Here is a 21,131-nt window from a genome sequence, read left to right as displayed (position 1 = left end):
AGCATGGTCTATTTACCTGAAAATTATAATGATAGTGTTTCTAGCTTTGCGACGATCGCTTTTTCATTTGGCGCAGATGCTTTTATAATTCGTAATTTAGAATCATCACATTAGCTCTCAATTAACTTGAAGCCCCAAGGTTTGAGAGCTGCTATAGCTAGTTCTTTATCTACACCTTCATAAGCCTCCCATTCCAACGGGTGTTCTTTAGGATGTCCGTCGCCGACATTACCTGCAACTTTAATTATGGGACAGTTTGCCAAGCGATCGCGCTCTAGTCCTTTTGGCAGTGCTAGTTCGATTTTGCGCCCGATAAACTTCGCTGTACTTTCCTTAGCTACAGATTCACGGATTAAACAAATATCACCAGCAGTTCCCCAAGTAGTTTGGTAAATGTGGAGGAACGATATATAGGTTGCTGGTTTGATGGATCTTTTGAGAACTTGCATTAGCTGTAAACCTTACACATACATAATTGGTGCGTTATACAATTCCACTAAATACCTGATACAATTCACTTCCCCAGCTTCCTCAGCTTTCCCTGCCCTCCTAGCTTGCCTAAATGTATCAACCTTAAAGTGAGGAATTTAAAAATATACGCTGAGAGTATGATAACAAGCTCCCTGAATGATCATGCCCACTCAAACCACTGCACGAGATAATAACAATGCCTCCTTGAATTGTCGGCGATCGTCAATGTCCTTTGATAATCTGTGCAAACTCCTGTCAGAAAAATATCCAGAACGTTTTGCCGGTTGGGTTTTGGGTACACAGCAAACCAACGTCACAGCCCTCAAAACCGAATTGAGCATTGAACCGATTTGTGCTGATTATGTGACATTTTTACAACTACAAGGACAACGACCAGAAATCTCCGCTTATACCCAAATCTTAATCAGGACTGATTAGACAATTATTTCGGGAGGGTATGATGCGCGAATCAGTGATTTATCAGGAAATTCTCGCTGAAGGAGAACAACGCAAAGAACAGAGAGGACGGGAAAAAGGACGAAAAGCAGAAGGGCAATTGCTCATTCTCAGACTGCTCACTCGACGTGTGGGAGAATTACCCCAACAGATGAAAGAGCGCATTGAATCTCTACCCTTGGAACAATTAGAAAATCTCGGTGAAGCATTGTTAGATTTTCAGGCGATCGCAGATTTAGAAGCCTGGTTCAATACATTAGAGTAGCAAAAGAAGTATCACCGGAAAAGGCAAAGCTAATATTAATACGATTTTACTTTCATTGATGTTTTTCACCTATACCTATTTAGATCCAGAAACTTCAGCAAGTAGCTATACAGCAACTTAATCAGGCTTTAAATTTGTGGATCTACCAAGCGGGTAGTGGGGCGGTTTTGATATAAATCTTGTGCAACTTGCACAACAGCAACTAAAGCTACAACAGCAATAACTAAAACTGGTAATAAACCTTTACCAAAAATCGCCACAAATAGCAGCACAACTGCACCACCAAATCGGTATTGAGAACGAATTTTGCAGTAGCGGATAACTCCAAATCGGTGGAGAATACCGATAGCTAGCAAGCATAATGCAACTGAACCACAAATTAACCAGCGCTGAGGATCTGGTAATGCTAGCCCTTGCTGGCTCAACAAGACTAGTTCTACCCCAACACCAGCAGCAGCAATGCCAATTACTAAGGGGAGATGGGTATAAAGCCAGAGATTGGCAATGGCTACTTTTCCCTCTTGTCGCGCCTTTTGAATTGGTGAGCCTCCCAAGTTATCAAAATAAATCCACCACAAACTTAAGGCGAGACTCAAACCAAAGACGGCACAAATGACGCTGAACCTATCCCACTTCTGTTGTGAAACACCGTTAACTACTGCGATAATTGCCTCACCTAAAACAATTAAGGTAAATAACCCGAAACGTTCTGGTAAGTGAGAGGCGTGGGGAAGTAGCCCGATTTGAAACTTGCGTGCTGTTAGTGGTGTAGCAAAGTCAATGATTATCCCTAATCCCCAAAGGACAAACCGCCAAGGTAGAGGTATGAATGCTGATATTAACCAAAGTGAAGCTGCGATCGCAAACCCTGTAGCATATCTATTTGTCAAAAGACGTGCTGAGGGGATGTGTCTACCGGCACGAATGTACTCCACTACTAGCACAACTCGACCAAGCCCATAGGCAAGGGCGAAACCAGAGGAACTTTCACCTAAGCCGTGGTGAATGTTGATGGCCATTGCGGTTGTTGTTAACATTTGCAAACCAACTAGTAACCGATGTACCACATCATCACTATCAAAGCGGTTGGCATATAATGTTGTACCAATCCATGACCACCAAATGGGTATAAATAAAACTACAAACCCAATCACTCCTGAAAGCGAAATGTGTTCTTTAAAACTATGAGCAAGTTGCGAGACTGCAACTACAAACACTAAATCATAAAAAAGTTCTAGCCAAGTGGCGTGTCTTTCTTCTTCAATGTCTTCGCCAATGCGTAACCTTGGTGGTTGGAGAAAATTGGTCATAGTATTACCGCTTCACAGAATTCGTAATTGCTAATTCGTAACGGTTTCAGACATTTCCAAGGCTGATTTATGCCATGCTATCAATTTTTAGATGTAGTCAGTGCTTGCTTGGCATTCTGTAGAATACGCTGTGTATCAACAATATTTGCAGGCTCTAAACGTTTAGTAAAGTCTGGCTCAACAAAAGCATAAGCAACTGTACTATCGGGAGCAATTATATAAGTAGCGGGTATTGGCAATTCATAAGTCTCATCTTTGTTATACACAGGTAGGTCAACATCAAAGTCTTGCATTACTGAACGCATAGATTTAGGTATTTGGTAAACAATACCGAAATTACGTGCTACCTGATTACCAACATCGCTTAAAATTTCAAAAGATAAGGTGTTATCCTCTACTGTTGATAAAGAATAATCTGGTGTTTGCGGCGAAATCGCTACCAAAGAAGCACCACTAGCTTGAATTTCTGGCCAAACTTCCTGCAACGCTTTCAACTCTAAATTGCAGAATCTGCACCATGTTCCTCGGAAGAAGCTAATAACAACTGGCCCAGTTGCTAGCAACTGCTTTAGCTGAATCATCTTGCCAGTAGCGTTAGGTAAAGCAAAATCTGGGACGTAATTCCCAATCTTTAAACTATGGTCGAGTATTCCTGATTGTCTAAGTTGCTCAGTGGCTTGCTCAATGATTGCCAACTTTTCTGCAGGGATGTGATTCTGAGCTTGCACACTTACATTAGCTAATTCTTGAGCCAGGTTCATTAGCTTGCTCCTCGATGAGTTATCTATTTCGCAAAAACCCGTTCAACAACTCCCATGTTTTGGGAAATCAACAAAAATTTCATGATTTCGCTTGTGATTATACATTGTTTGTGGTGATTTCTACTGCGAAATAATAATTGCCCACATACTGGCTGCCAATCCAATAGCTGCTAAATGTTGCCAAAACATAGTTCTAAATGGTTGTCGCGCAATTTTTTGAGTTAATACTATCGTTAACAGCACTGAAAAAATCAGGGTTGTACCTTGTAAAAAGTCAATTACTGCCGGGTGTGCCACTAACACAGGTAATTGCTCACTATGCAAACCAAAGGTGGCAAAAGTTATGGGTAAAATGCGCCCACCTTCGCCCAAGCCCAAACGCAGATAATGAGCTAAGTTAGCACCCAAAACTAATGGTAAGTAACCATAGGCAAGTTCAATAAATGCTTTGGGTTTACGGCCAAAATTCAATAGTTGCATTAAGCCATAGGCTGCAAAGGGAATGGCTACTGGAACAAGCAAAGCTAGCAGCGATAATCCTAAGTGCTGCCAAAAATCATTTAAATCCAGATTTAGACCTAGCCAAGATTGCAATTCTGGTAAGCGATGCAGATATACACCACCCAAGAGCAAAAATAATAATGCTACTTCATAACTGCGGGGTACATGAGTTGTCCACAGTTCAATTCCAGGGGGACGCAAGTTAAATTCGACGGAACGATGAGGACAAGCTTTCAGGCAAGTCATGCACAAAACACAATCTCTGTTATCTTCTAACTGGGCAGGGTGCGAGTACAATGGACAGCCATTAGTTTCCATCCCCTCGCCTTTTTGCGGCCCACCTTTATAGCATTGATACGTGGTGCAAGTTGCAGAACAAATACCTTGCTGTGCCCTAAGTTCGGTCATTGAAAGTTTGGCAAATAGACCATTCATCCCACCAATGGGACAGAGATAGCGACACCAAAACCGCCGTTCAAAAATGGCAGAGAAAATCATCGCCCCAGCGGTGATTAATAGTAGTAAACAAGCGGAGAGGTAAGCAGTATTTTCTAAATTCCAGAGTTCTTCCCATAAAAAAATCAGGGTAAATAACCCAAACATAAACCATCCGCCCCATTTTTCAGCTTTCTCTCTCGGCCAGCGCTTGAGTTGCCGAGGAAACAACCATAGCGATAGTTTTTGCGTAATTTCACCATAAATCATGAATGGGCAAACAGAACACCACACACGACCTAAAAAAGGAAAGATAAAGAGGAAGAAAGGCCACCACCAAGCCCAAAATAAAGTTAAAGCAAAATTGCGATCGCGTGTTTGAGGAGCAATAAATAATACGCCGATAACGAAGGCAAAAGCCACTACTGTAAAACCATAATTAATGCGATCAGGCCACCAGTCACTACGCAAAAACCGCCGCAAACTAGGATACACATTTAACAAATTGACGCGAAATTGCTTTTTTTTCGGTTCGGCTGACCAAAAGATTTCTTCTGTGAGTTCTTGCCCTTCTCCGGCCTGGACGATCGCTCGTTCTACCAAATTCTTTAATTCTTTGAGATTGCCAGGGAAATCGTAAGCTTGCAAGCGGCGTAAAGCTTCTGGGGTAATATGCGGTTTAGCTAGACCTCTAGCGCGGCTGTAAAGACTGGTGTAATATTCTACCTGAGCTTTAATATCAGCTTTCCGTACCCGGAGCGGTGGCACTTTAATTACATGACCTACACACCGTTCGATCATCGACTGAGCTTTTTCTGAAACAATGAGAATCTTGGCTCTACTGGTACGAGGTTCAGCTTTTGGTTCTCCAGGACGAGTCACAGGAGTATATGTATCTGTTTGAAGTAACTGCGCTACCGGGGGTAATAACTCTGGTGGCAATTCTTGAATATTGTTGAGAACTAAAGTGCCTTCCCCCAACCATTCCAAAAGCCCTGGTTTACCACCAGCGCGACCAAATAAATCTGCACCACTCGTTTGGAGAATGCCACAATTTACTTTAATAATTGGTTCTCGCCGCCTCGGAGAACCAAAGTGAATTAGAGCAGCGATATTATCTTTTTCTAAACCTGGTTCGCCAAAAATTTCTACTGACTTGCGATCGCCAGCAGCTTCTCGAATTTGCTCGCGCAAACGCACCGCATAGCGGCTAGTACCGACAATTCCCCGTTGCGCCTTGGTAACTAAATAGGGACGTAAGGCTGTAGCACGTTCTTGTTCGTAGGTTAACGCAGATGTTACCTCAGCCAATTCTTGAGCCAATAACCGAGAGAAAGCCTGATTAATTTCGGGATATTGAGTAGCCAAACCGCGAAATTTGTCAGCAGGTACAACCCACAAATGACATTCGTTGAGAGTAGTAATTGTAAATGGCGTTAACTCATCCAATAGCAATTCCTTCAGGTGAATTACTGCACCAGGAAGGAAACCACGAGCTAAAGCTGAGTTAGTTTGATTACTAGTTTCGCTTTCTAAGTGTCCATCTTGAATAATGTAAAGTGCTTCTGGCTGAGTACCTTCGCTCACTAGGGTGCTGCCTTCTGGCACAACTTGTGGTTCAATAACTTGAGCGATCGCCTCTAACACCGCAGGCGAAAGAATTCCTAAAGCTGTGCGTTCTTGTAGCCAAATCACTGTATCTGGAGATGTGATCATAGTTTCTCCGTGCAGGCTGTTGTATAAGAGGAATTATCGCTGATAAAGAATGTTAAAACAGCTGCATGATGAGTTTATCTGATTTACCTAATCTCTGGGTTCCCTTAGTACTTTTAGGATTAATTATCATTGCTGCGGTGTTTTTTAGTCGTAGTAGTTAATTCTCCAAAGTATTACATTAGAGGTGTATGGCTAGGTACTGGGTACTGGGTAATGGGTAATGGGGGCTGGGGACTGGGGGTAATGGGGGCTGGGGACTGGGGGACAAGGAAAATTTACCTAATGCCCAATGCCCATCCCCTTTTACTCTCAGAAACAGATGTTGTGGTTTTGAAAGAAAAATGACTAGCTCCAAAGACATCTTTGCGGGTGGCGGCGAGATGGGTGAGTTGATGCGAACGCAGGATTGGTCAGCAACAGCGTTAGGTCCAGTCACAGGTTGGTCTCAAAGTTTGCTCACTTCAATCAGTATTATTTTGAATTCTCCCGCTCCCATGTCTCTCTTGTGGGGGCGTGAGTATGTGCTGCTCTACAACGATGCTTACCGACCATTTCTAGGAACCAAACATCCCCAAGCTCTGGGGCAACCTGGACTGGAAGTCTGGGCAGAAGTTAGCCAGATTCTTGAACCCATGTTGCAAAGTGTGCTGGATGAAGAATCTGCTACTTGGCAGAGCGATCGCCTGTTACAGATTGAGCGCCAGGGACACTTACAGGAGGAATATTTTACCTTTTCTTATAGCCCTATCCGTGATGAAAGTGGTGGTATTGGTGGTATATTCTGCTTTGTCACAGAAACTACAGAGCGCGTTTTAGGAGAACGGGCACAGCTTGCCATAAATGTCGGTCAGATTGGAACCTGGCGCTACGATCCCAACACGAACCTTGTTGAGCTAGACGCGCGGATGCGCCAGATTTGGGGTGAGCCGGATAATGTGGTAACGATGCCCCTGCCGATAGTGATGGAACGTATACACCCTGATGACCGGGCACAAGTAGCCAATGCGATCGACACTGCGCTCGATCCCAGGTCGTCGGGTACTTACGAAATTGATTACCGAATCGTGTGGGTCGACGGCACTGAACGCTGGGTGTCTGTCAACGGACAGGTACAATTCCAAGGAGAGGGAGAAATCCGTCGGCCAGTTGGGTTCTTGGGAATCGCTCTCGATATCACCGATCGCAAACAAGTCGAGGAAGCCTTCAGTCAGAGTGAGTCTCGATTTCAAACGCTAGTTAGAAATATGCCAGGAATGGTATATCGGTACAACCCAGGCGATCATTGCTTTACCTATGTCAGTTCTGGTTGCCGCGACCTGTTGGAATTAGAACCGGAAACGCTCTTGGAAAATCCAAACTCGTTCTGGGAATTAATTCATCCTGACGACTTACAATCTTTAACAGATTCAGTATCAACGGCAGTGCAGCACTCACTGCCTTGGAAATGGGAAGGACGCGTTATTACTCCATCCGGTAAGCTGAAGTGGATTCAGGGAAATTCCCGTCCCGAAGGAACTACTTGTGAAAAGGTTTGGGATGGTTTGCTAATTGACATCAGCGAGCGCAAGTTCTCAGAAGCTGAACGCGAACAATTACTGGCTCGTGAGCAAGCAGCAAGAGCTGAAGCCGAAAGAGTTAATCGCATTAAGGATGAGTTTTTGGCAGTACTATCTCATGAATTGCGATCGCCCCTCAATCCAATTTTGGGTTGGGCACAACTGCTTCAGGGACGTAAATTGGATGAGCAAACAACTCAGCGTGGTTTAGAAACGATCGAGCGTAATGCCAAGTTACAAACCCAAATGATTGAAGACTTGCTGGATGTCTCCCGCATCTTGCGTGGCAAATTAGTTTTAAACCCCAGTCCAGTCAATTTAGTCACGGTGATTCAAGAGGCGATCGAAACGGTGCGATTAGCAGCTGAGGCAAAGCGGGTTGAAATTCACACAGTGTTCGCTAATGATCTAGAGCGGGTGTCTGGTGACTCTGTGCGTCTCCAGCAGGTCGTTTGGAACTTACTCTCAAATGCCATCAAGTTCAGTTCCGAAGGAGGACAAGTAGAAATTCGCTTGGAGCGAGTTGGCAATTATGCTCAAATTCAAGTCAAGGATACAGGCAAAGGAATCAACCCAGCGTTTCTACCCCATGTGTTTGAGTATTTTCGTCAAGAAGATGCTGCGACAACTCGTCAGTTTGGTGGATTAGGAATAGGGCTAGCGATCGGCCGTTACCTAATTGAACTTCACGGTGGTACTATTCATGCAGAAAGTCCAGGCGAGGGACTTGGAGCCACCTTTACAGTTAGAATTCCTCTGATGATGAACCCTTCAGAATCGTCTCAGGATACAAACTCAGATATTAGTGCTATTGATCTAAGTGGATTGCGAGTTTTGGTAGTAGACGATGAAGCCGATATGCGAGAACTCGCCGCGTTCGTTCTACAGCAATGCAAGGCAGAAGTTAAAGTGGCGGCATCCGCGATGGAGGCATTGACAATTTTCGAGCAATTTAATCCAAATGTGTTGATTAGCGACATCGGGATGCCAATAATAGATGGCTATATGCTGATGCGTGAGGTGAGGCGGCGATCGCCACAACAAGGTGGACAGATTCCCGCGATTGCCCTCACTGCCTACGCAGGAGAGGTTGACCAGCAAAAAGCACTCTCTGCCGGGTTTCAACGACATCTAGCCAAACCTGTTCAACCCAAAGAGTTAATCAAGGCAATTGTGGCATTGCTAGAAAGAAGAGACAAGGGCTGATAAGTAGTTGCACAAAAATCAATATCGCGCTTGTCATAACCAACATCACGATTTTGAGATAAACGCGATCGTAAGTTTCCTAAATCCAAGTCCCTGCCAATAAGTAAGAAGCTATCTTTCTTTTGTCACTCTGGGAAGAGTAAAATCACAAAAGAAGACTGAAAGCCAGGAGGGGACAATGACACAGCCAAGAAGCCCCAAACCAAGAATAAAATTTGTGGACGAATATTGTGCAATCTACTGAAACCTATTTCCAGAAGTCAGGAGTTTTGAAAATTTCCGAGATTTATATTTGGAAATGATATCCGGCTGGTTACTGTCTCTACCATGCTGATGCAACAAGCTTTAATACTGCTTAAGTCTTGATGAAATTGAATTAAAATATTGCGTACAATATCAAGCAGTTTCAAGCTAACTATTTGCTAATTTTAGTGTTTTTACAATCTATGTCTAACCAAGTGTCTAACCGTCTTAAGCAAAATGCTGAAAGAATTATGCAGAGGTGGGAAGAGCGGGCGCGTGATGAAGTTGGTGATCGACTCTATTGAGCAAGCCGTTAACGATGCGGCGACTCAATTTTCCCAGACGTTGCGAGATATTCAAGAGTTATTTATGGTGACACTGACTCACGATCTCAGAGGCCCACTCAATGTCATAAAAATGGGTATTCACCTGAGTTTGCGTCGGCTTGAACAAGGAGACACCCATGTGAATATCGCGGCGAAAATGCTAAAAGCGGTCGAGCGTTTGAATTCGATGATTCAAAATCTGCTCGATGCTAGTCGGCTGCGGACAGGGCAGAGCTTAAAGTTTGAATTTGAAGAATGCAGCTTAGACAGCCTCGTTCGGGACGTAGTGGAGGATTTGAGCTTTGCTTATGGAGATCGGTTTGTTTTAGTCTCTGATGCTGCTATCAAAAGCAATTGCAGCCGTAAAGAGATACAACGGGTAATTGAAAACTTAGCTATTAACGCCGTGAAGTATGGTGCTCCTGATACGCCAATTACACTCACGCTTCAGGAAATTGAAACGCAAATCAGCCTCACTATTCACAATGAGGGTAATCCGATCTCTCTAGACGCTCAATCAATCTTATTTCAACAATTTCGTCGAACCATCTCTGCCAGGGATCGAACAGGATGGGGATTAGGATTATTTTTAGCAAAAAGTATTATTGAGGCGCATCAGGGGACGATTGAAGTTGAAAGTGTGGAGGGGAAGGGGACAAGCTTTATTGTTAAGTTGCCTAAACTTCCCTATTAGGGTGGCTAGAAAAACTCTTTTTGTGGTGCTACAGCTAACACAGTGCTAACAGACAATTCAACTCTTGAACGCCAGGAATTTCCTCGCTTCTTGCCTCTGCTACTGAATACGTTGTTTATAAAATATCAGTGCGATTGCCTTTGGCACTGCGCTCCGCGCGATCGCCTTAAACTCAAGCCTTAGTACAAGTAAAATACCTAAACACAAAAAATATCAAAATTGAAAACCCCACCCCTGCATAAAACACACTATTAATGCCGCCAAAACCAAAGGCTATACCCATCAACACGGGCCCCAAGGTTTGCCCTAAGCCAAAGAATGTCCCATTAACTGATAAAATCGTCGCCAAATATTCTCTGGGTGATAAATCTGCCAAAAGTGACTGAATGCTAGGAAAACCAAGCCCTAAACCAATACCAAAGATTGTGGTAGGAATTAATAAAAACCAAATACTTGGCATGAAGGGAACAATCAAAAGAGCTAAAGCATAAAAAATAAAGGATGCTTGAATTAAATTTGTAGCTTTAAATCTTCTAGCTAATTTGCCTAACTGGGAAGATGAGATAATAATTGCTACAGAAACGCTAGAAAGTAGTATGCCAATTAAGGATGGTGGGGCTTTAAATGTATCGTTAATTAGCTGAGGAAAATAAGTTACATAGGCTCCATAAAGGAGAACAAAGTTAGCAGCACTAGCAATAAATAACCCAAATAATTGCCGATTTTTGAGAACTTTGGCTGCATTACGTAAATACTGTTTAAGATTGCGATCGCCTTTTGGTTCAGGATTTTTGAGTGCGAACAATACAAGTAATCCAATAGGAATCGCTATGATCGGCAGCATAAACGGATAATACCAGCCCAGTGTTGCCAATGCGCCGCCTATTGTTGGATAGCTTGCTGTACCTACGCTGCTAACGCTGGCATTGTAGCCCATTGCTGTAGTACGTCTATCTCCTTTATATAAATCGCCAATTAAGGTAACACTTAAAGACAGTAAACAAGCTGCACCAATTCCTTGCAGAAAACGTAACCATAGCAACAGATTAAAATCACGAGCAAAGCCACAAGCTGTACCTGCAATCCCAAATAACAATAAAGAAGGAACAATAATCTTTTTTCTACCAAATCTATCAGCAAGCACACCAATAACAGGGCCAAGTATCAGAGATGGTAATGTAAATGCTGTAACCAATAAACCTAAATTTCTTGGATTAACATTTAACTCTTTGGCTAAGTTCGGAAAAGCCGGAGTGACACTAGAAACTCCCAACACAGCAATCAGAGAAATAGCACAAACAATTTGAAAATTCAAATCTAGATAAACTGGTTTGCGAGGCTCTAATTGACTGATTTCTTCTTCGGAATTCATGACAATCACCCTAATAATTACTATTTAACCAGTAAGGGCACAACATTGTTGTGCCCCTACCGCGTGTTCATCCGTTGAGGATATAAGAACCGCTATATTGGTAGCTTAAGCAGCAAGTTTTTCTTCCAGTGGTTTAAAGGTCTTTTTGGTAGCACCACAAATTGGGCACTTCCAATCTTCAGGAATTTCTTCAAATGGTGTACCAGGAGCAATTCCAGAATCAGGATCGCCAGCAACAGGATCGTAAATCATGCTGCACTGTCTACAAACCCATTTACGAGTTTTAGGATCTTCTCCAGCAATCCTAGTTACAGTTTGTCCACCATTTAAGACTTCTAAAGCTTCTGCGTAGCGATCGGCGTGGTAATTTTCGATAAATTTTAACAAGCCAAAACGGTGGGCTGCTTGCCGGAAAGTGTTAGCGTGTTCGTTAGATTCTTGAGCTTGTTTAAGAAATTCTTCCGCAGCAGGATTGTCGCGATCGCGCTGGGCAGCAGTGGCAAACTCTGGATACATTGTGGTGTATTCATAAGTTTCACCTTCAATTGCCAAAGATAAGCAACGAGATACAATTGCCCGCTTTTGTTCTTCAGTTAAAGCATCTGGATCTTTTACTAGAAGTTCTGGGTGTAGCAAAACAAAATGTGCAAAAGCGTGTGCAGTTTCTTGTTCTGCTGTTTCTTTAAATAGTTTTGCTAAGTCTTTATAACCTAGTCTATTTGCTACCTCAGCAAAAAACAGATACTTTCGATTCGCCATCGATTCACCACCGAAGGCAGCTTCTAAATTTTGAAGAGTAGTAAAGTTTGACAAATCCATAGTTTTGGGATGTTGGGAAATCATATCTCATAGGTAAAACAAAAGCCAAAACGAAGTAAATAAACTAAATATATGAGTTTTAGAAACGTTTTATACAACGTTTTGTAACTCATATTCATTTACCCATTTTGTTGGCTGTCTCAGGATATTATAAAACTGAAAAATTTTGCAGATGACAAATTATATCTTTGATTTATGAGATGGCCTATGTGTGATTTATTACATGGCTCAAAAGTTATAAGTATAGCTCAATACGGTTCAGATAAGAGTTGATCCTCCCTAACCCTCCTTAAAAAGGAGGGAATTAAGCTCCCTTTTTAAGGGTGTTGGGGGGATCTTCCGAAACCAAATACCACTAACTGAACCGTATTGAAGTATAGCTAGCCAGTGTATCACGTGGCATCAAAATTTTGGATGCTCGGTTTATTTGTGCCTTGTTGTACTAAATTTTCATCCCTAGATTCCTATCGAGTCAGATTTACTAGTTATCATTTTGGGTACTATAGCAATCCGATTTGATTTCTGAATAACTCGTAGAGGTAAGGGACTGGGGATTGGGGGCTGGGGACTGGGAAGAAGGAATAAAGGTGTACTGAATTTTGTTCAAAAATCAAATATGAGTCCTATATTTATTATTCAATTTGGGATTAAGCAATTCCGCCATTGACGCGGATATTTTGCCCAGTGATCCATCTTGCTTCATCGCTGGCTAGAAATGCCACCACACTGGCAATCTCTTCCACGTCTCCCAGCCTTCCCAAAGCAGCCATTTGAGCTAAACGGTTAATTTGTTCTTCTGTTTTACCTTCTCGAAAAAGTTCTGTATCTGTAGGGCCAGGAGAAACAGCATTGATTGTTATTCTCTTTGTACCGAGTTCTTTAGCTAGTACTCTGGTTATTTGTTCCACAGCACCTTTCGTTGCTACATAGGCGCTATAAGTTGGGAGCATCATTGCTGTGGTTGAGGAAGAGAAGTTGATAATGCGTCCTCCCTCAGCCATCTGTTGGGCGGCTTGTTGGCAAGCAAAATAAGTACCTTTGACATTAATTGCTAAAATCTTGTCGAACTCTTGGTCTGTAACTTGAGTTATGGGTTGATAAAAAGCGATTCCGGCATTGTTGACTAAAATATCGACTTTGCCAAAGTGTTCAATAGTTTGATCAAAAAGTCTTTTGATGTCACCTATTTGGCTGATGTCCCCTTGTACAGCGATCGCCTGTCCTTTCTGCTGGGTAATTTCGGCAACAACTTCTTGAGCTTTAGCTGTATTACCTACATAGTTAACGACAACAAACGCACCGTTACCCGCTAATTTTAGGGCGATCGCTCGTCCAATCCCCCGCGATGCACCAGTAACAATTGCAACTTTTTCTGTTAGGGGAGCCATAGATTAACCTCAGTTCGTGTTGTTGATTATGAGCTTAAAGATGAGTTGTATGAGGAACTGTGGCTTCTTCGTCTGTTTCTGATAGTTGCGGCTGACGCTGGGGTAGATAGCGATCGCGGATTTGCCCAATCACTATATATAGAATTGGCACAACAAACAAACTCAAGAAAGTAGAAACAATCATTCCACCAGCCACAGCTGTACCAAGGGATCTTCTACTGGCTGCGCCTGCTCCTTCGGGATTGACTAATGGCCAAATACCCAAAATAAAAGATAAGGAAGTCATCAGAATAGGTCGTAAGCGCTCTTGAGAGGCTTGTATAGCTGCTCTAGTTAGCGAAAAACCCTGTTCGCGCAGTTGGTTGGCAAATTCCACAATCAAAATGGCGTTTTTACTTGCCAGACCAATCAACATCACTAGTCCTACCTGGCAAAACACATCGTTGGCTAGACCCCGCATTGACTGTGCTAACAGTGCGCCCAAGATAGCCAGGGGAACTGAGAGCATGATAATTATTGGGTCAACATAGTTTTCATACTGAGCAGCCAGTACTAAGAAAACAAAGACCAATCCCAAGATGAAAATTATCGGTGCTTGACCGCCAGACTGTTGTTCCTCGGCGGCGATCCCAGACCATTCGTAGCCCATACTCGCCGGTAAAACCTGCTTTGCTAGTTGCTCCATAGCTGCGGTTGCTTGTCCAGAACTATAACCAGGTGCGGCTGCGCCGTTAATTTCAATCGAGCGAAACAAGTTGTAATGATTAATTGTTTGTGCGCCGATACTAGGAGTAACTTTTATCAGACTGCTCAAAGCAATCATTTGATTGTTCTGCGAGCGAACGTACAATTTACCAATATCCTCAGGATTGGAGCGAAACTGAGCATCTGCTTGCACATATACCCGATAAGTTCGTTGTAGCAAATTAAAGTCGTTGACATACCGCGAACCCAAGTAACTCTGTAGGGTATTAAAGATATCGCTTACTTGAATTTGCAAGGCTTTGGCTTTGTTGCGGTCTACTTCAATTAACATTTGCGGCGTACTAGCGCTAAATGTGCTGAATACAGCTTGTAAGCCTGGTGTTTGATTACCGCGTTCGAGTAACTGCCCCATAGCTTGCAGTAATCCGTTTAAGCCACTGTTACCTGTTCTGTCTTGTAACTGAAATTGGAAACCACCAAAACTGCCTAAACCTTGAATTGATGGGGGATTAACCGGGAAAATTCTTGCTTCTGGTATTGTTGACAGCACTCCTGCTAATTTGCCAATGATCGCTTGTGCTGACTGTCCCGGTTCGTGACGCTCATCCCAAGGTTTGAGGGTAGTAAAAATTGCACCACTATTAGCAGAGTTGCCACTAAAACCAAAACCACCAATAGCGAAAGTTCCTGTGACTTCTGGTAATTTCAGGATTTCTTTTTCTACCTTAGCCATAACTTTGCTCGTGTAGTTGAGCGAAACTCCCTCTGGCCCTTGGATGATGGTAATGAAATAACCTTGGTCGTCATCAGGGATAAATGCTGTAGGCACACGCATGTAAAGCCAGGCCGTCAATCCTAAGGAAATGATAAATAGTAGTACAACGATCGCTCTGATGCGATTGAGCCGGATGAGCGATCGCTCATACTTGCGGCGCGTCCAATCAATAAATCTGTTAATCTGAGCAAAAATCCAGCCCAACCAACCGCGCTGTCTTTGCCCCCGGCGCAACAGCAAAGCTGAAAGCGAAGGAGTCAGAGTCAAGGCCAAAAAGGTAGAAATCACCATCGAAAAGGCGATCGTTAGTGCGAATTGTTTATATATCTGTCCTGTAGATCCTGGAAAGAATGCCACAGGGACAAACACAGCCATTAGCACTAGAGAAGTTGCAATAACTGCCCCGAACAACTCCCTCATTGACTGGAAAGCAGCTTGACGAGGTGTCATTTCCTCATCTTCGATTAAGCGAGAGATATTTTCGACCACAATGATCGCATCATCAACCACCAATCCTGTTGCCAAGGTTAAACCAAACATGGTCAAGGTGTTGATCGAAAATCCAAAAACCTTGATAAAGGCAAATGTACCCACCAAGGTTAAAGGAATCACAATCACAGGAATCAGCGTGGTACGCCAGTCTTGCAAGAACAGAAAGATAACTAAGACAACCAGAGCGATCGCTTCTATTAGCGTCTTTACAACTTCTGCTAGGGATGCTTCTACAAATAGCGTTGTATCAAAGGCTACTTGATATTCCATTCCTGGGGGAAAGCTTTGTGCCAGTCGCACCATTTCTGCTTTCACCGCCTTAGCGACATCCAAGGCATTACTTCCTGGGCTGGCAAATATCCCTATACCCACACCTTCGTTAGCTCTGAATCGCAGAAATGTGTTGTAATTTTCTGCTCCTAATTCCGCCCTACCTACATCTTTGAGTTTGATCAGTGTGCCATCTGTACCTGTCTTGATTACCATGTCGGCAAATTCTGTTGCTTCCGTGAGCCTGCCGATGGCTTGCAAATCTATTTGATACATTTGCTCTGGTAGTGTTGGCTGCTGCCCAATTTGCCCAGCACCTACCTGTAAGTTTTGTTCATTAAGTGCATCAATCACATCTTGGGCTGTGATGTTGCGACTAGCAAGACGGTTAGGGTCAAGCCACAGGCGCATTGCATAGCGGCGTTCACCAAAAACCTGCGCTTCACCTACACCATTAATTCTTTTAAGGGCATCTATTATATAGAGGTCGGCATAATTACTTAAAAATACGTTGTCGTACTCTTGGTTATCTGAATACAACCCGATCGCTAAAAGAATATTATTAGACTGTTTTCTGACAGTAACTCCAGTTTGCTGCACAGCTTGTGGTAACTGCGGTTCGGCAAGAGACACGCGATTTTGCACATCGACCGCTGCAATATCTTTGTCTCGTGATGGGTCGAATGTGACTGTAATTGTACTAGTGCCATTGTTACTACTGCTCGAAGTCATATACTTCAAGCCCTCGACACCGTTAATCTGGCGCTCTAAAACAGTTGTTACTGTGTTTTCTACAACTTCAGCACTAGCACCAACATAGTTTGCATTCACAGTAATTTGAGTTGGGCTGATTTCTGGATACTGTGCAGTGGGTAGTGTGGGAATGCTGATTGCTCCTACCAGGAGAATAACTATGGAGCAAACACTAGTAAATACAGGTCGCCTGATAAAGAAGTCAACAAACATGGGGATTGGGGATTGGGGATCGGGGATTGGGGATTGGGGGTTGGGGATTGGGGGTTGGGGATTGGGTATTGGGGATTGGGTATTGGGTATTGGATATTGGGTATTGGGTATTGGGTATTAGCTTAATTGCCGTCACTAGTTCCCAGCCACTAGTCCCCAGTCCCCAGTCCCCAGCCCCCATTTCTAAGACTCTGGAACGATAGGAACACCATCTCTAAGATTCAGCAAGCCTGAGACAATGATTTTCTCATCTGGTTTCAATCCATCAAGAACTTGGTAATTATTACCTCTAATCTCACCTAACTTCACCCGCTTTTGTCGAGCTACTAGTTGCAAATCTCCTTGTGGAGATTGTTGTTTTCGCGCTAAATAGACAAAAGTTTCCCCAGCTACACGCGCGACTGCTGTTGTTGGGATTAAAACCCCTGGCTGTTGGCTCCAAATAACTCTAGCCCGCACTAATTGATCTGCCCGCAGCCTACCTTGAGAGTTGTTCAAGAGTGCTTTAATCAATATTGATTGGGTATTACTACCGATATTTGGAGAAATGAAAAATACTTGGCTTCTGCCTAAAGGTCGCCCTTGCTCATCCATGATCTCTACTGGCAACCCTTTACGCAATTGAGAACCCCGCTCAAGCGGCACGGAGATATTTACTTCTAAAGGTCGGTTTTGAGTGATAATAGCTAATTGTGTGGAATTATTCACAAAATCGCCTACTTTTACCGGAATATCACCAACCGTGCCCGCAAAGGGGGCAGTAATTTTGTAGTATTGAAGCTGGACTACTTCTTCTTTAGTATTGGCCTGAGCTTGCTGCAAAGCTTTTTCATACTGTGATACGGTAGCTTCTTGTGCTTGAATTCTGGAGCCTATTGCAGCGAGTTGAGCTTTGGCTGTGGCGAGCCGATTGGCATACTGATCCCTAGTTTGTCGAGCTACGGCTCCTTGTTCAGCCAAGCTAGCATACCTGTCAAATTCTTGCTGGTTCAATTGCACATTAGCTACATTAGATAGGCGATCGGCTTGTAGGGATTTGAGTGTAGCGATCGCATTTTGGAGTTGCGCTTTAGCTGCTTCGGCCCCAGCATTTATCCCACTGACCGCTGCTTGTTGCTGTCTAGGGTCTACTTGGATAATTGCTGCTCCTTGAGCAACTGAATCTCCAGGTCGTACAAATATTTGAGTGACTTGTCCCTGAATTCTCGGTTGCAGCCGCACTGAGCGCCGAGATTCTAAGTTAGCAATAAAATCTGAACTTTGCTCAAGCACACCTGTTTGAACTGCGGCTATCCTGACTCGCACTCCTTGAGGTTGAGCATTAGCAGGTGAAGTCGGTGGATTTTCAGGAGTTAGCAAACGCCAAACTATAGCTGCTCCACCACCAATCAATAGTAGTGCAGCTAACAATAACCGAAGCCACCGCCGTTGTTTTGGAGGTGGCTCAAATGATGTCTGCGGAATACTTTCTTCAAAATCAGTTTGTGGTTCAGGGGATGTCATGGTATACAGAAAACCTAAAAAATTTAACTAAAACTGAATCAGAATTTAACCTCTTGATATTGAATTTATTAATTTAGCATGAAGCCTCATGGCAAATTATGTGTTAGCTCATCTACAATATACTCCTTTTCTAATTGGGCCTAATCTACCCAAAGGTGAATGATAAAATTCAGTTTACAAATATGGTAATTATGTTGAATTTGCAATTATTGCACAAAATGTTCTAATCTTGCTGCGGTATGCTTACCTCTTTGGTCTCAGCGCCAGTAAATGTAATTTATTATTCTGTTCTCATGATTTTTTTACACTTAATTATTCTAGAAATAAAATACAAAACCTTTCTACAGACTGCCTGAGAGCAAAAAGGATTATCTAAAATGTTGTTGGCTACGGTATAACCAATAACTTTAACAAAAAAAAGGAATACAGGTAATACCAATTTTATTTAAGGTTGCTACAGACGACGAGCAAGGAGTAAGGGAGAATAATTTGTATCTGTATTTTAGAGAGGAGCAGAATTGGTGTTGAAATTAATACAGTTGAGTTCTTTAACTGTCTTCTTTACAGTTACCCAATTAATTTGTCAATGACTGATTTTAATGAATTTTGCTCTGAATAATTCAACACAGAAGATAACAACTTTTGTTCAAAGGCTTTTGAGAGAGCGGTTTGAAAACGCTACCGATGTTTGATATGATGTCCGGCAAATCACCCTGAATATGTCATTACGAGTGGAACGAAGTGAAACGACTCAATCGCAAAGTTTTTGGGATTGCTACTCTTCGGTCGCAATGACGGTTATTTAAACGGACATGATATGAGCTGGAAAAAGGGTCAAATTATTTCTGCACTAGCAGTATATACTTCTGTTATCGATAACTCGCATTGCGCGCAGAGTATCTAGCTATAGTTCTTTTTGTTACCATTAACTTCAGATATCCCCGTGACACCTGCACCGCTTTCCACAGCAGCTTTTGTCATTTCGCCACTGTTGAAAACTAAAATCACATCAAGTTCACTGAGATTAAATAGCATCACAGCCAAAAGCAGAGAACACCTAGCGTAAACACTAACGAAAAAAACTTTATAATTTTGGCTAATTGATTTAGTTTTCAACTTGTTTTATTTAGATATCTGCATTAATATAAATTAAATATTATAAATACATAACCCAATTAGAGATACATCAAAAATGCGACAATCGCACACAGTGCAAATCATCTGCAAGTAGATTTGCTGTCATCTTACTGTTTTTTGGAAAGGAATCTCCTGGCGATGAGAGCATTTAATGCAGGTGATTATACAAATAGGGAGACCCTGACGCAGCGCTGTCTCAACGCATATTTGCGTCCTAATCATCACTAAATTATCTCTTTGGCCGCAACTGAGGATAAACTCACCCAAGCTCTCTTTCAATTAAAGACAATCGCTGACGCTGCTTTAACCAGGCTTCACAAACTTCTTTAGTAAGTGTGATCTCTTCTTCAGTCAAAAGCTCGTCCGCTTTTTTATCTGCCAGAATTTGGGCAGCTTTAGCAGCTTTTTGGTAATTAACGCCGTATTTGACTAATTCTGTATGTAATAATTCCTGTTTATCTTCATTATTAGACATTTTTATGTTAAAAAATATATTTTTTCCTTACTTTACTATTTTTGCAATTTAAAAACTAAAAACTTCTAACTCCAGATAGATTAAATAATTAAATTAAGATTTCCATAAGATTTTAGAAAATATTAATAGTTTGAATGCCTCATCAAAGCTATGTCATTAAGAAAAGGTTGATAATGCAAGGAAAATTAATCAGAAGGTGATTACTCCAGAAGCATTGGTTAAACCTAAAAACAAGTTTATGCTTCCAGAAAAACTGCGCTCTGTAATTTACTTGCAGAGCGCAATTCCATGATGGTACGTCTTTACGTGCAAAGTTGCTAAACAGCTCTTTCAAAGAGCCTTTTAGGATACCAAGTTAATCTCACCCTAAATCGAACAGCAGAATTTCTGCACTGTCATTAGTACTGATTTCGAGTTTTTCTTCTGCGGTGATTTGTACGCCATCCCCTGCTTGAAGTTCCTCGCCATTGAGAGTTGCTACGCCTTGAGCTATATGTAACCAGGCATAACGATTAGGTTTGACGTGATAATTAACAACATCACCGGTTTCCAAAACAGATGCATATAAATCGACATCTTGGTGAATTGTTACAGCACCATCACGCCCATCTTTAGCAGCAATTAAGCGTAGTTTTCCACGCTTTTCTTCTAAAGAAAAATTTTTCTGTTCGTACCTTGGTTTCATTCCTTGCTTGTTAGGTAGAACCCATATTTGCAAAAAGTGAACTGGTTCAGTTTGTGAGTGATTATATTCGCTGTGGGTAATACCAGTACCAGCACTCATAATTTGTGCATCCCCAGGACGAATCACCGAACCTGTACCTAGACTATCTTTATGTTCTAGCGCACCTGCCAAAACATAAGTCAAGATTTCCATATCTCGATGTCCGTGGGTACCAAACCCAGCACCAGGGGTAACTGTATCATCATTAATCACCCGTAGAGAGCGAAACCCCATGTGATTCGGATCGTAAAAACCACCGAAGGAAAATGTATGGTAACTATCGAGCCAACTAATTTTAGTATGACCGCGTGAGTTACTAGGATGAATTACGTGAGTTGTCGTATTTGGAGACATAAAGTTACCTAATTTTTAGTAGATTTTTAAATTCACGGAATCTCGCATTTTTACTGCTAGTCCAAGAAGGCAGAAGGCATATTGTTTATTTCACCAGCTTTTTAACCTTTTTCAACTGGATAGTTATTTACGCCACGCTGCACTAGTTATTGATTAACTCTGGTGTACAATGCCTAACAGGTGCAATTAAATATCAAATCTGGCTAAATTA

At 42.4% G+C, this 21,131-nt stretch carries 16 protein-coding genes and 1 pseudogene; 5 read left to right on the top strand and 12 right to left on the bottom strand.

Going from position 1 to position 21,131, the window contains the following annotated elements; translation table 11 throughout:
* Positions 1-110 precede the first annotated feature (110 nt).
* Complete coding sequence (locus AC5JL8_RS23840) at positions 111-449, bottom strand: hypothetical protein (RefSeq protein ID WP_495882151.1); 339 nt, start codon at positions 447-449, stop codon at positions 111-113.
* A gap of 247 nt (positions 450-696) precedes the next feature.
* Here AC5JL8_RS23840 and AC5JL8_RS23835 point away from each other — a divergent pair.
* Positions 697-1,192: pseudogene (locus AC5JL8_RS23835) on the top strand (DUF4351 domain-containing protein).
* Between the two features lie 128 nt (positions 1,193-1,320).
* Here AC5JL8_RS23835 and AC5JL8_RS23830 read toward each other — a convergent pair.
* The 3 genes from AC5JL8_RS23830 to AC5JL8_RS23820 form a co-directional block, all read right to left on the bottom strand.
* Positions 1,321-2,502 carry a low temperature requirement protein A gene (locus AC5JL8_RS23830; RefSeq protein WP_495882150.1) on the bottom strand — a complete coding sequence of 394 codons (1,182 nt, stop codon included), beginning with the start codon at positions 2,500-2,502 and terminating at the stop codon, positions 1,321-1,323.
* A gap of 80 nt (positions 2,503-2,582) precedes the next feature.
* Entirely contained in the window at positions 2,583-3,263 is a 681-nt protein-coding gene (locus AC5JL8_RS23825) for a peroxiredoxin-like family protein (RefSeq protein ID WP_495882149.1), read from the bottom strand.
* Between the two features lie 120 nt (positions 3,264-3,383).
* The gene (locus tag AC5JL8_RS23820) at positions 3,384-5,912 is read right to left on the bottom strand and encodes an AAA-type ATPase lid domain-containing protein (protein WP_495882170.1); all 2,529 of its coding nucleotides are present in this window, start codon (positions 5,910-5,912) and stop codon (positions 3,384-3,386) included.
* 132 nt (positions 5,913-6,044) lie between these two features.
* Here AC5JL8_RS23820 and AC5JL8_RS23815 point away from each other — a divergent pair, with 132 nt between their 5' ends.
* The 3 genes from AC5JL8_RS23815 (at position 6,045) to AC5JL8_RS23805 (ending at position 9,940) form a co-directional block, all read left to right on the top strand.
* Entirely contained in the window at positions 6,045-6,260 is a 216-nt protein-coding gene (locus tag AC5JL8_RS23815; RefSeq protein WP_495882148.1) for a hypothetical protein, read from the top strand.
* Positions 6,257-8,677, top strand: coding sequence for a hybrid sensor histidine kinase/response regulator (locus AC5JL8_RS23810; RefSeq protein WP_495882147.1), 2,421 nt, complete (start codon positions 6,257-6,259; stop codon positions 8,675-8,677). Before AC5JL8_RS23815 ends, AC5JL8_RS23810 begins: the two co-directional genes overlap by 4 nt.
* Before the next feature lie 480 nt (positions 8,678-9,157).
* Positions 9,158-9,940, top strand: a complete 783-nt coding sequence (locus AC5JL8_RS23805) for a sensor histidine kinase (RefSeq protein WP_495882146.1) — start codon at positions 9,158-9,160, stop codon at positions 9,938-9,940.
* A gap of 172 nt (positions 9,941-10,112) precedes the next feature.
* On the opposite strand, the gene AC5JL8_RS23800 is transcribed toward AC5JL8_RS23805, so the two are convergent.
* The 4 genes from AC5JL8_RS23800 to AC5JL8_RS23785 form a co-directional block, all read right to left on the bottom strand.
* A complete protein-coding gene (locus AC5JL8_RS23800) occupies positions 10,113-11,312 on the bottom strand; it encodes an MFS transporter (protein ID WP_495882145.1) in 1,200 nt (399 codons plus the stop codon).
* Between the two features lie 105 nt (positions 11,313-11,417).
* Positions 11,418-12,131: a rubrerythrin family protein gene (locus AC5JL8_RS23795; RefSeq protein ID WP_495882144.1), complete on the bottom strand. Its 714-nt coding sequence runs from the start codon at positions 12,129-12,131 to the stop codon at positions 11,418-11,420.
* A gap of 647 nt (positions 12,132-12,778) precedes the next feature.
* Positions 12,779-13,519: an SDR family oxidoreductase gene (locus tag AC5JL8_RS23790; protein ID WP_495882143.1), complete on the bottom strand. Its 741-nt coding sequence runs from the start codon at positions 13,517-13,519 to the stop codon at positions 12,779-12,781.
* A gap of 34 nt (positions 13,520-13,553) precedes the next feature.
* Positions 13,554-16,727 carry an efflux RND transporter permease subunit gene (locus tag AC5JL8_RS23785; RefSeq protein WP_495882142.1) on the bottom strand — a complete coding sequence of 1,058 codons (3,174 nt, stop codon included), beginning with the start codon at positions 16,725-16,727 and terminating at the stop codon, positions 13,554-13,556.
* Between AC5JL8_RS23785 and AC5JL8_RS23780 the strand changes: the two genes are divergently transcribed.
* Entirely contained in the window at positions 16,675-16,848 is a 174-nt protein-coding gene (locus AC5JL8_RS23780; RefSeq protein ID WP_495882141.1) for a hypothetical protein, read from the top strand. The genes AC5JL8_RS23785 and AC5JL8_RS23780 overlap by 53 nt on opposite strands.
* A gap of 62 nt (positions 16,849-16,910) precedes the next feature.
* On the opposite strand, the gene AC5JL8_RS23775 is transcribed toward AC5JL8_RS23780, so the two are convergent.
* The 4 genes from AC5JL8_RS23775 to AC5JL8_RS23760 form a co-directional block, all read right to left on the bottom strand.
* A complete protein-coding gene (locus AC5JL8_RS23775; RefSeq protein ID WP_495882140.1) occupies positions 16,911-18,230 on the bottom strand; it encodes an efflux RND transporter periplasmic adaptor subunit in 1,320 nt (439 codons plus the stop codon).
* Between the two features lie 900 nt (positions 18,231-19,130).
* A complete protein-coding gene (locus AC5JL8_RS23770) occupies positions 19,131-19,346 on the bottom strand; it encodes a hypothetical protein (protein ID WP_495882139.1) in 216 nt (71 codons plus the stop codon).
* 280 nt (positions 19,347-19,626) lie between these two features.
* On the bottom strand, positions 19,627-19,842 hold the full coding sequence (locus AC5JL8_RS23765; RefSeq protein ID WP_495882138.1) for a hypothetical protein: 216 nt from the start codon (positions 19,840-19,842) through the stop codon (positions 19,627-19,629).
* 361 nt (positions 19,843-20,203) lie between these two features.
* The gene (locus AC5JL8_RS23760; protein ID WP_495882137.1) at positions 20,204-20,920 is read right to left on the bottom strand and encodes a pirin family protein; all 717 of its coding nucleotides are present in this window, start codon (positions 20,918-20,920) and stop codon (positions 20,204-20,206) included.
* Positions 20,921-21,131: the final 211 nt, after the last annotated feature.

This window comes from Mojavia sp. (assembly GCF_059505145.1).
Note: the sequence above shows the minus strand (reverse complement) of the source record. Positions and strands in the feature narration are given on the sequence as shown.

Coding starts and splice junctions, on each gene's coding strand:
- AC5JL8_RS23810 (WP_495882147.1), top strand. CDS start 6,257: ATGACTAGCTCCAAAGACATCTTTGCGGGTGGCGGCGAGATGGGTGAG.
- AC5JL8_RS23800 (WP_495882145.1), bottom strand. CDS start 11,312: ATGAATTCCGAAGAAGAAATCAGTCAATTAGAGCCTCGCAAACCAGTT.
- AC5JL8_RS23795 (WP_495882144.1), bottom strand. CDS start 12,131: ATGGATTTGTCAAACTTTACTACTCTTCAAAATTTAGAAGCTGCCTTC.
- AC5JL8_RS23830 (WP_495882150.1), bottom strand. CDS start 2,502: ATGACCAATTTTCTCCAACCACCAAGGTTACGCATTGGCGAAGACATT.
- AC5JL8_RS23825 (WP_495882149.1), bottom strand. CDS start 3,263: ATGAACCTGGCTCAAGAATTAGCTAATGTAAGTGTGCAAGCTCAGAAT.
- AC5JL8_RS23790 (WP_495882143.1), bottom strand. CDS start 13,519: ATGGCTCCCCTAACAGAAAAAGTTGCAATTGTTACTGGTGCATCGCGG.
- AC5JL8_RS23840 (WP_495882151.1), bottom strand. CDS start 449: ATGCAAGTTCTCAAAAGATCCATCAAACCAGCAACCTATATATCGTTC.
- AC5JL8_RS23780 (WP_495882141.1), top strand. CDS start 16,675: ATGGAGCAAACACTAGTAAATACAGGTCGCCTGATAAAGAAGTCAACA.
- AC5JL8_RS23760 (WP_495882137.1), bottom strand. CDS start 20,920: ATGTCTCCAAATACGACAACTCACGTAATTCATCCTAGTAACTCACGC.
- AC5JL8_RS23765 (WP_495882138.1), bottom strand. CDS start 19,842: ATGTCTAATAATGAAGATAAACAGGAATTATTACATACAGAATTAGTC.
- AC5JL8_RS23805 (WP_495882146.1), top strand. CDS start 9,158: ATGCTGAAAGAATTATGCAGAGGTGGGAAGAGCGGGCGCGTGATGAAG.
- AC5JL8_RS23775 (WP_495882140.1), bottom strand. CDS start 18,230: ATGACATCCCCTGAACCACAAACTGATTTTGAAGAAAGTATTCCGCAG.
- AC5JL8_RS23785 (WP_495882142.1), bottom strand. CDS start 16,727: ATGTTTGTTGACTTCTTTATCAGGCGACCTGTATTTACTAGTGTTTGC.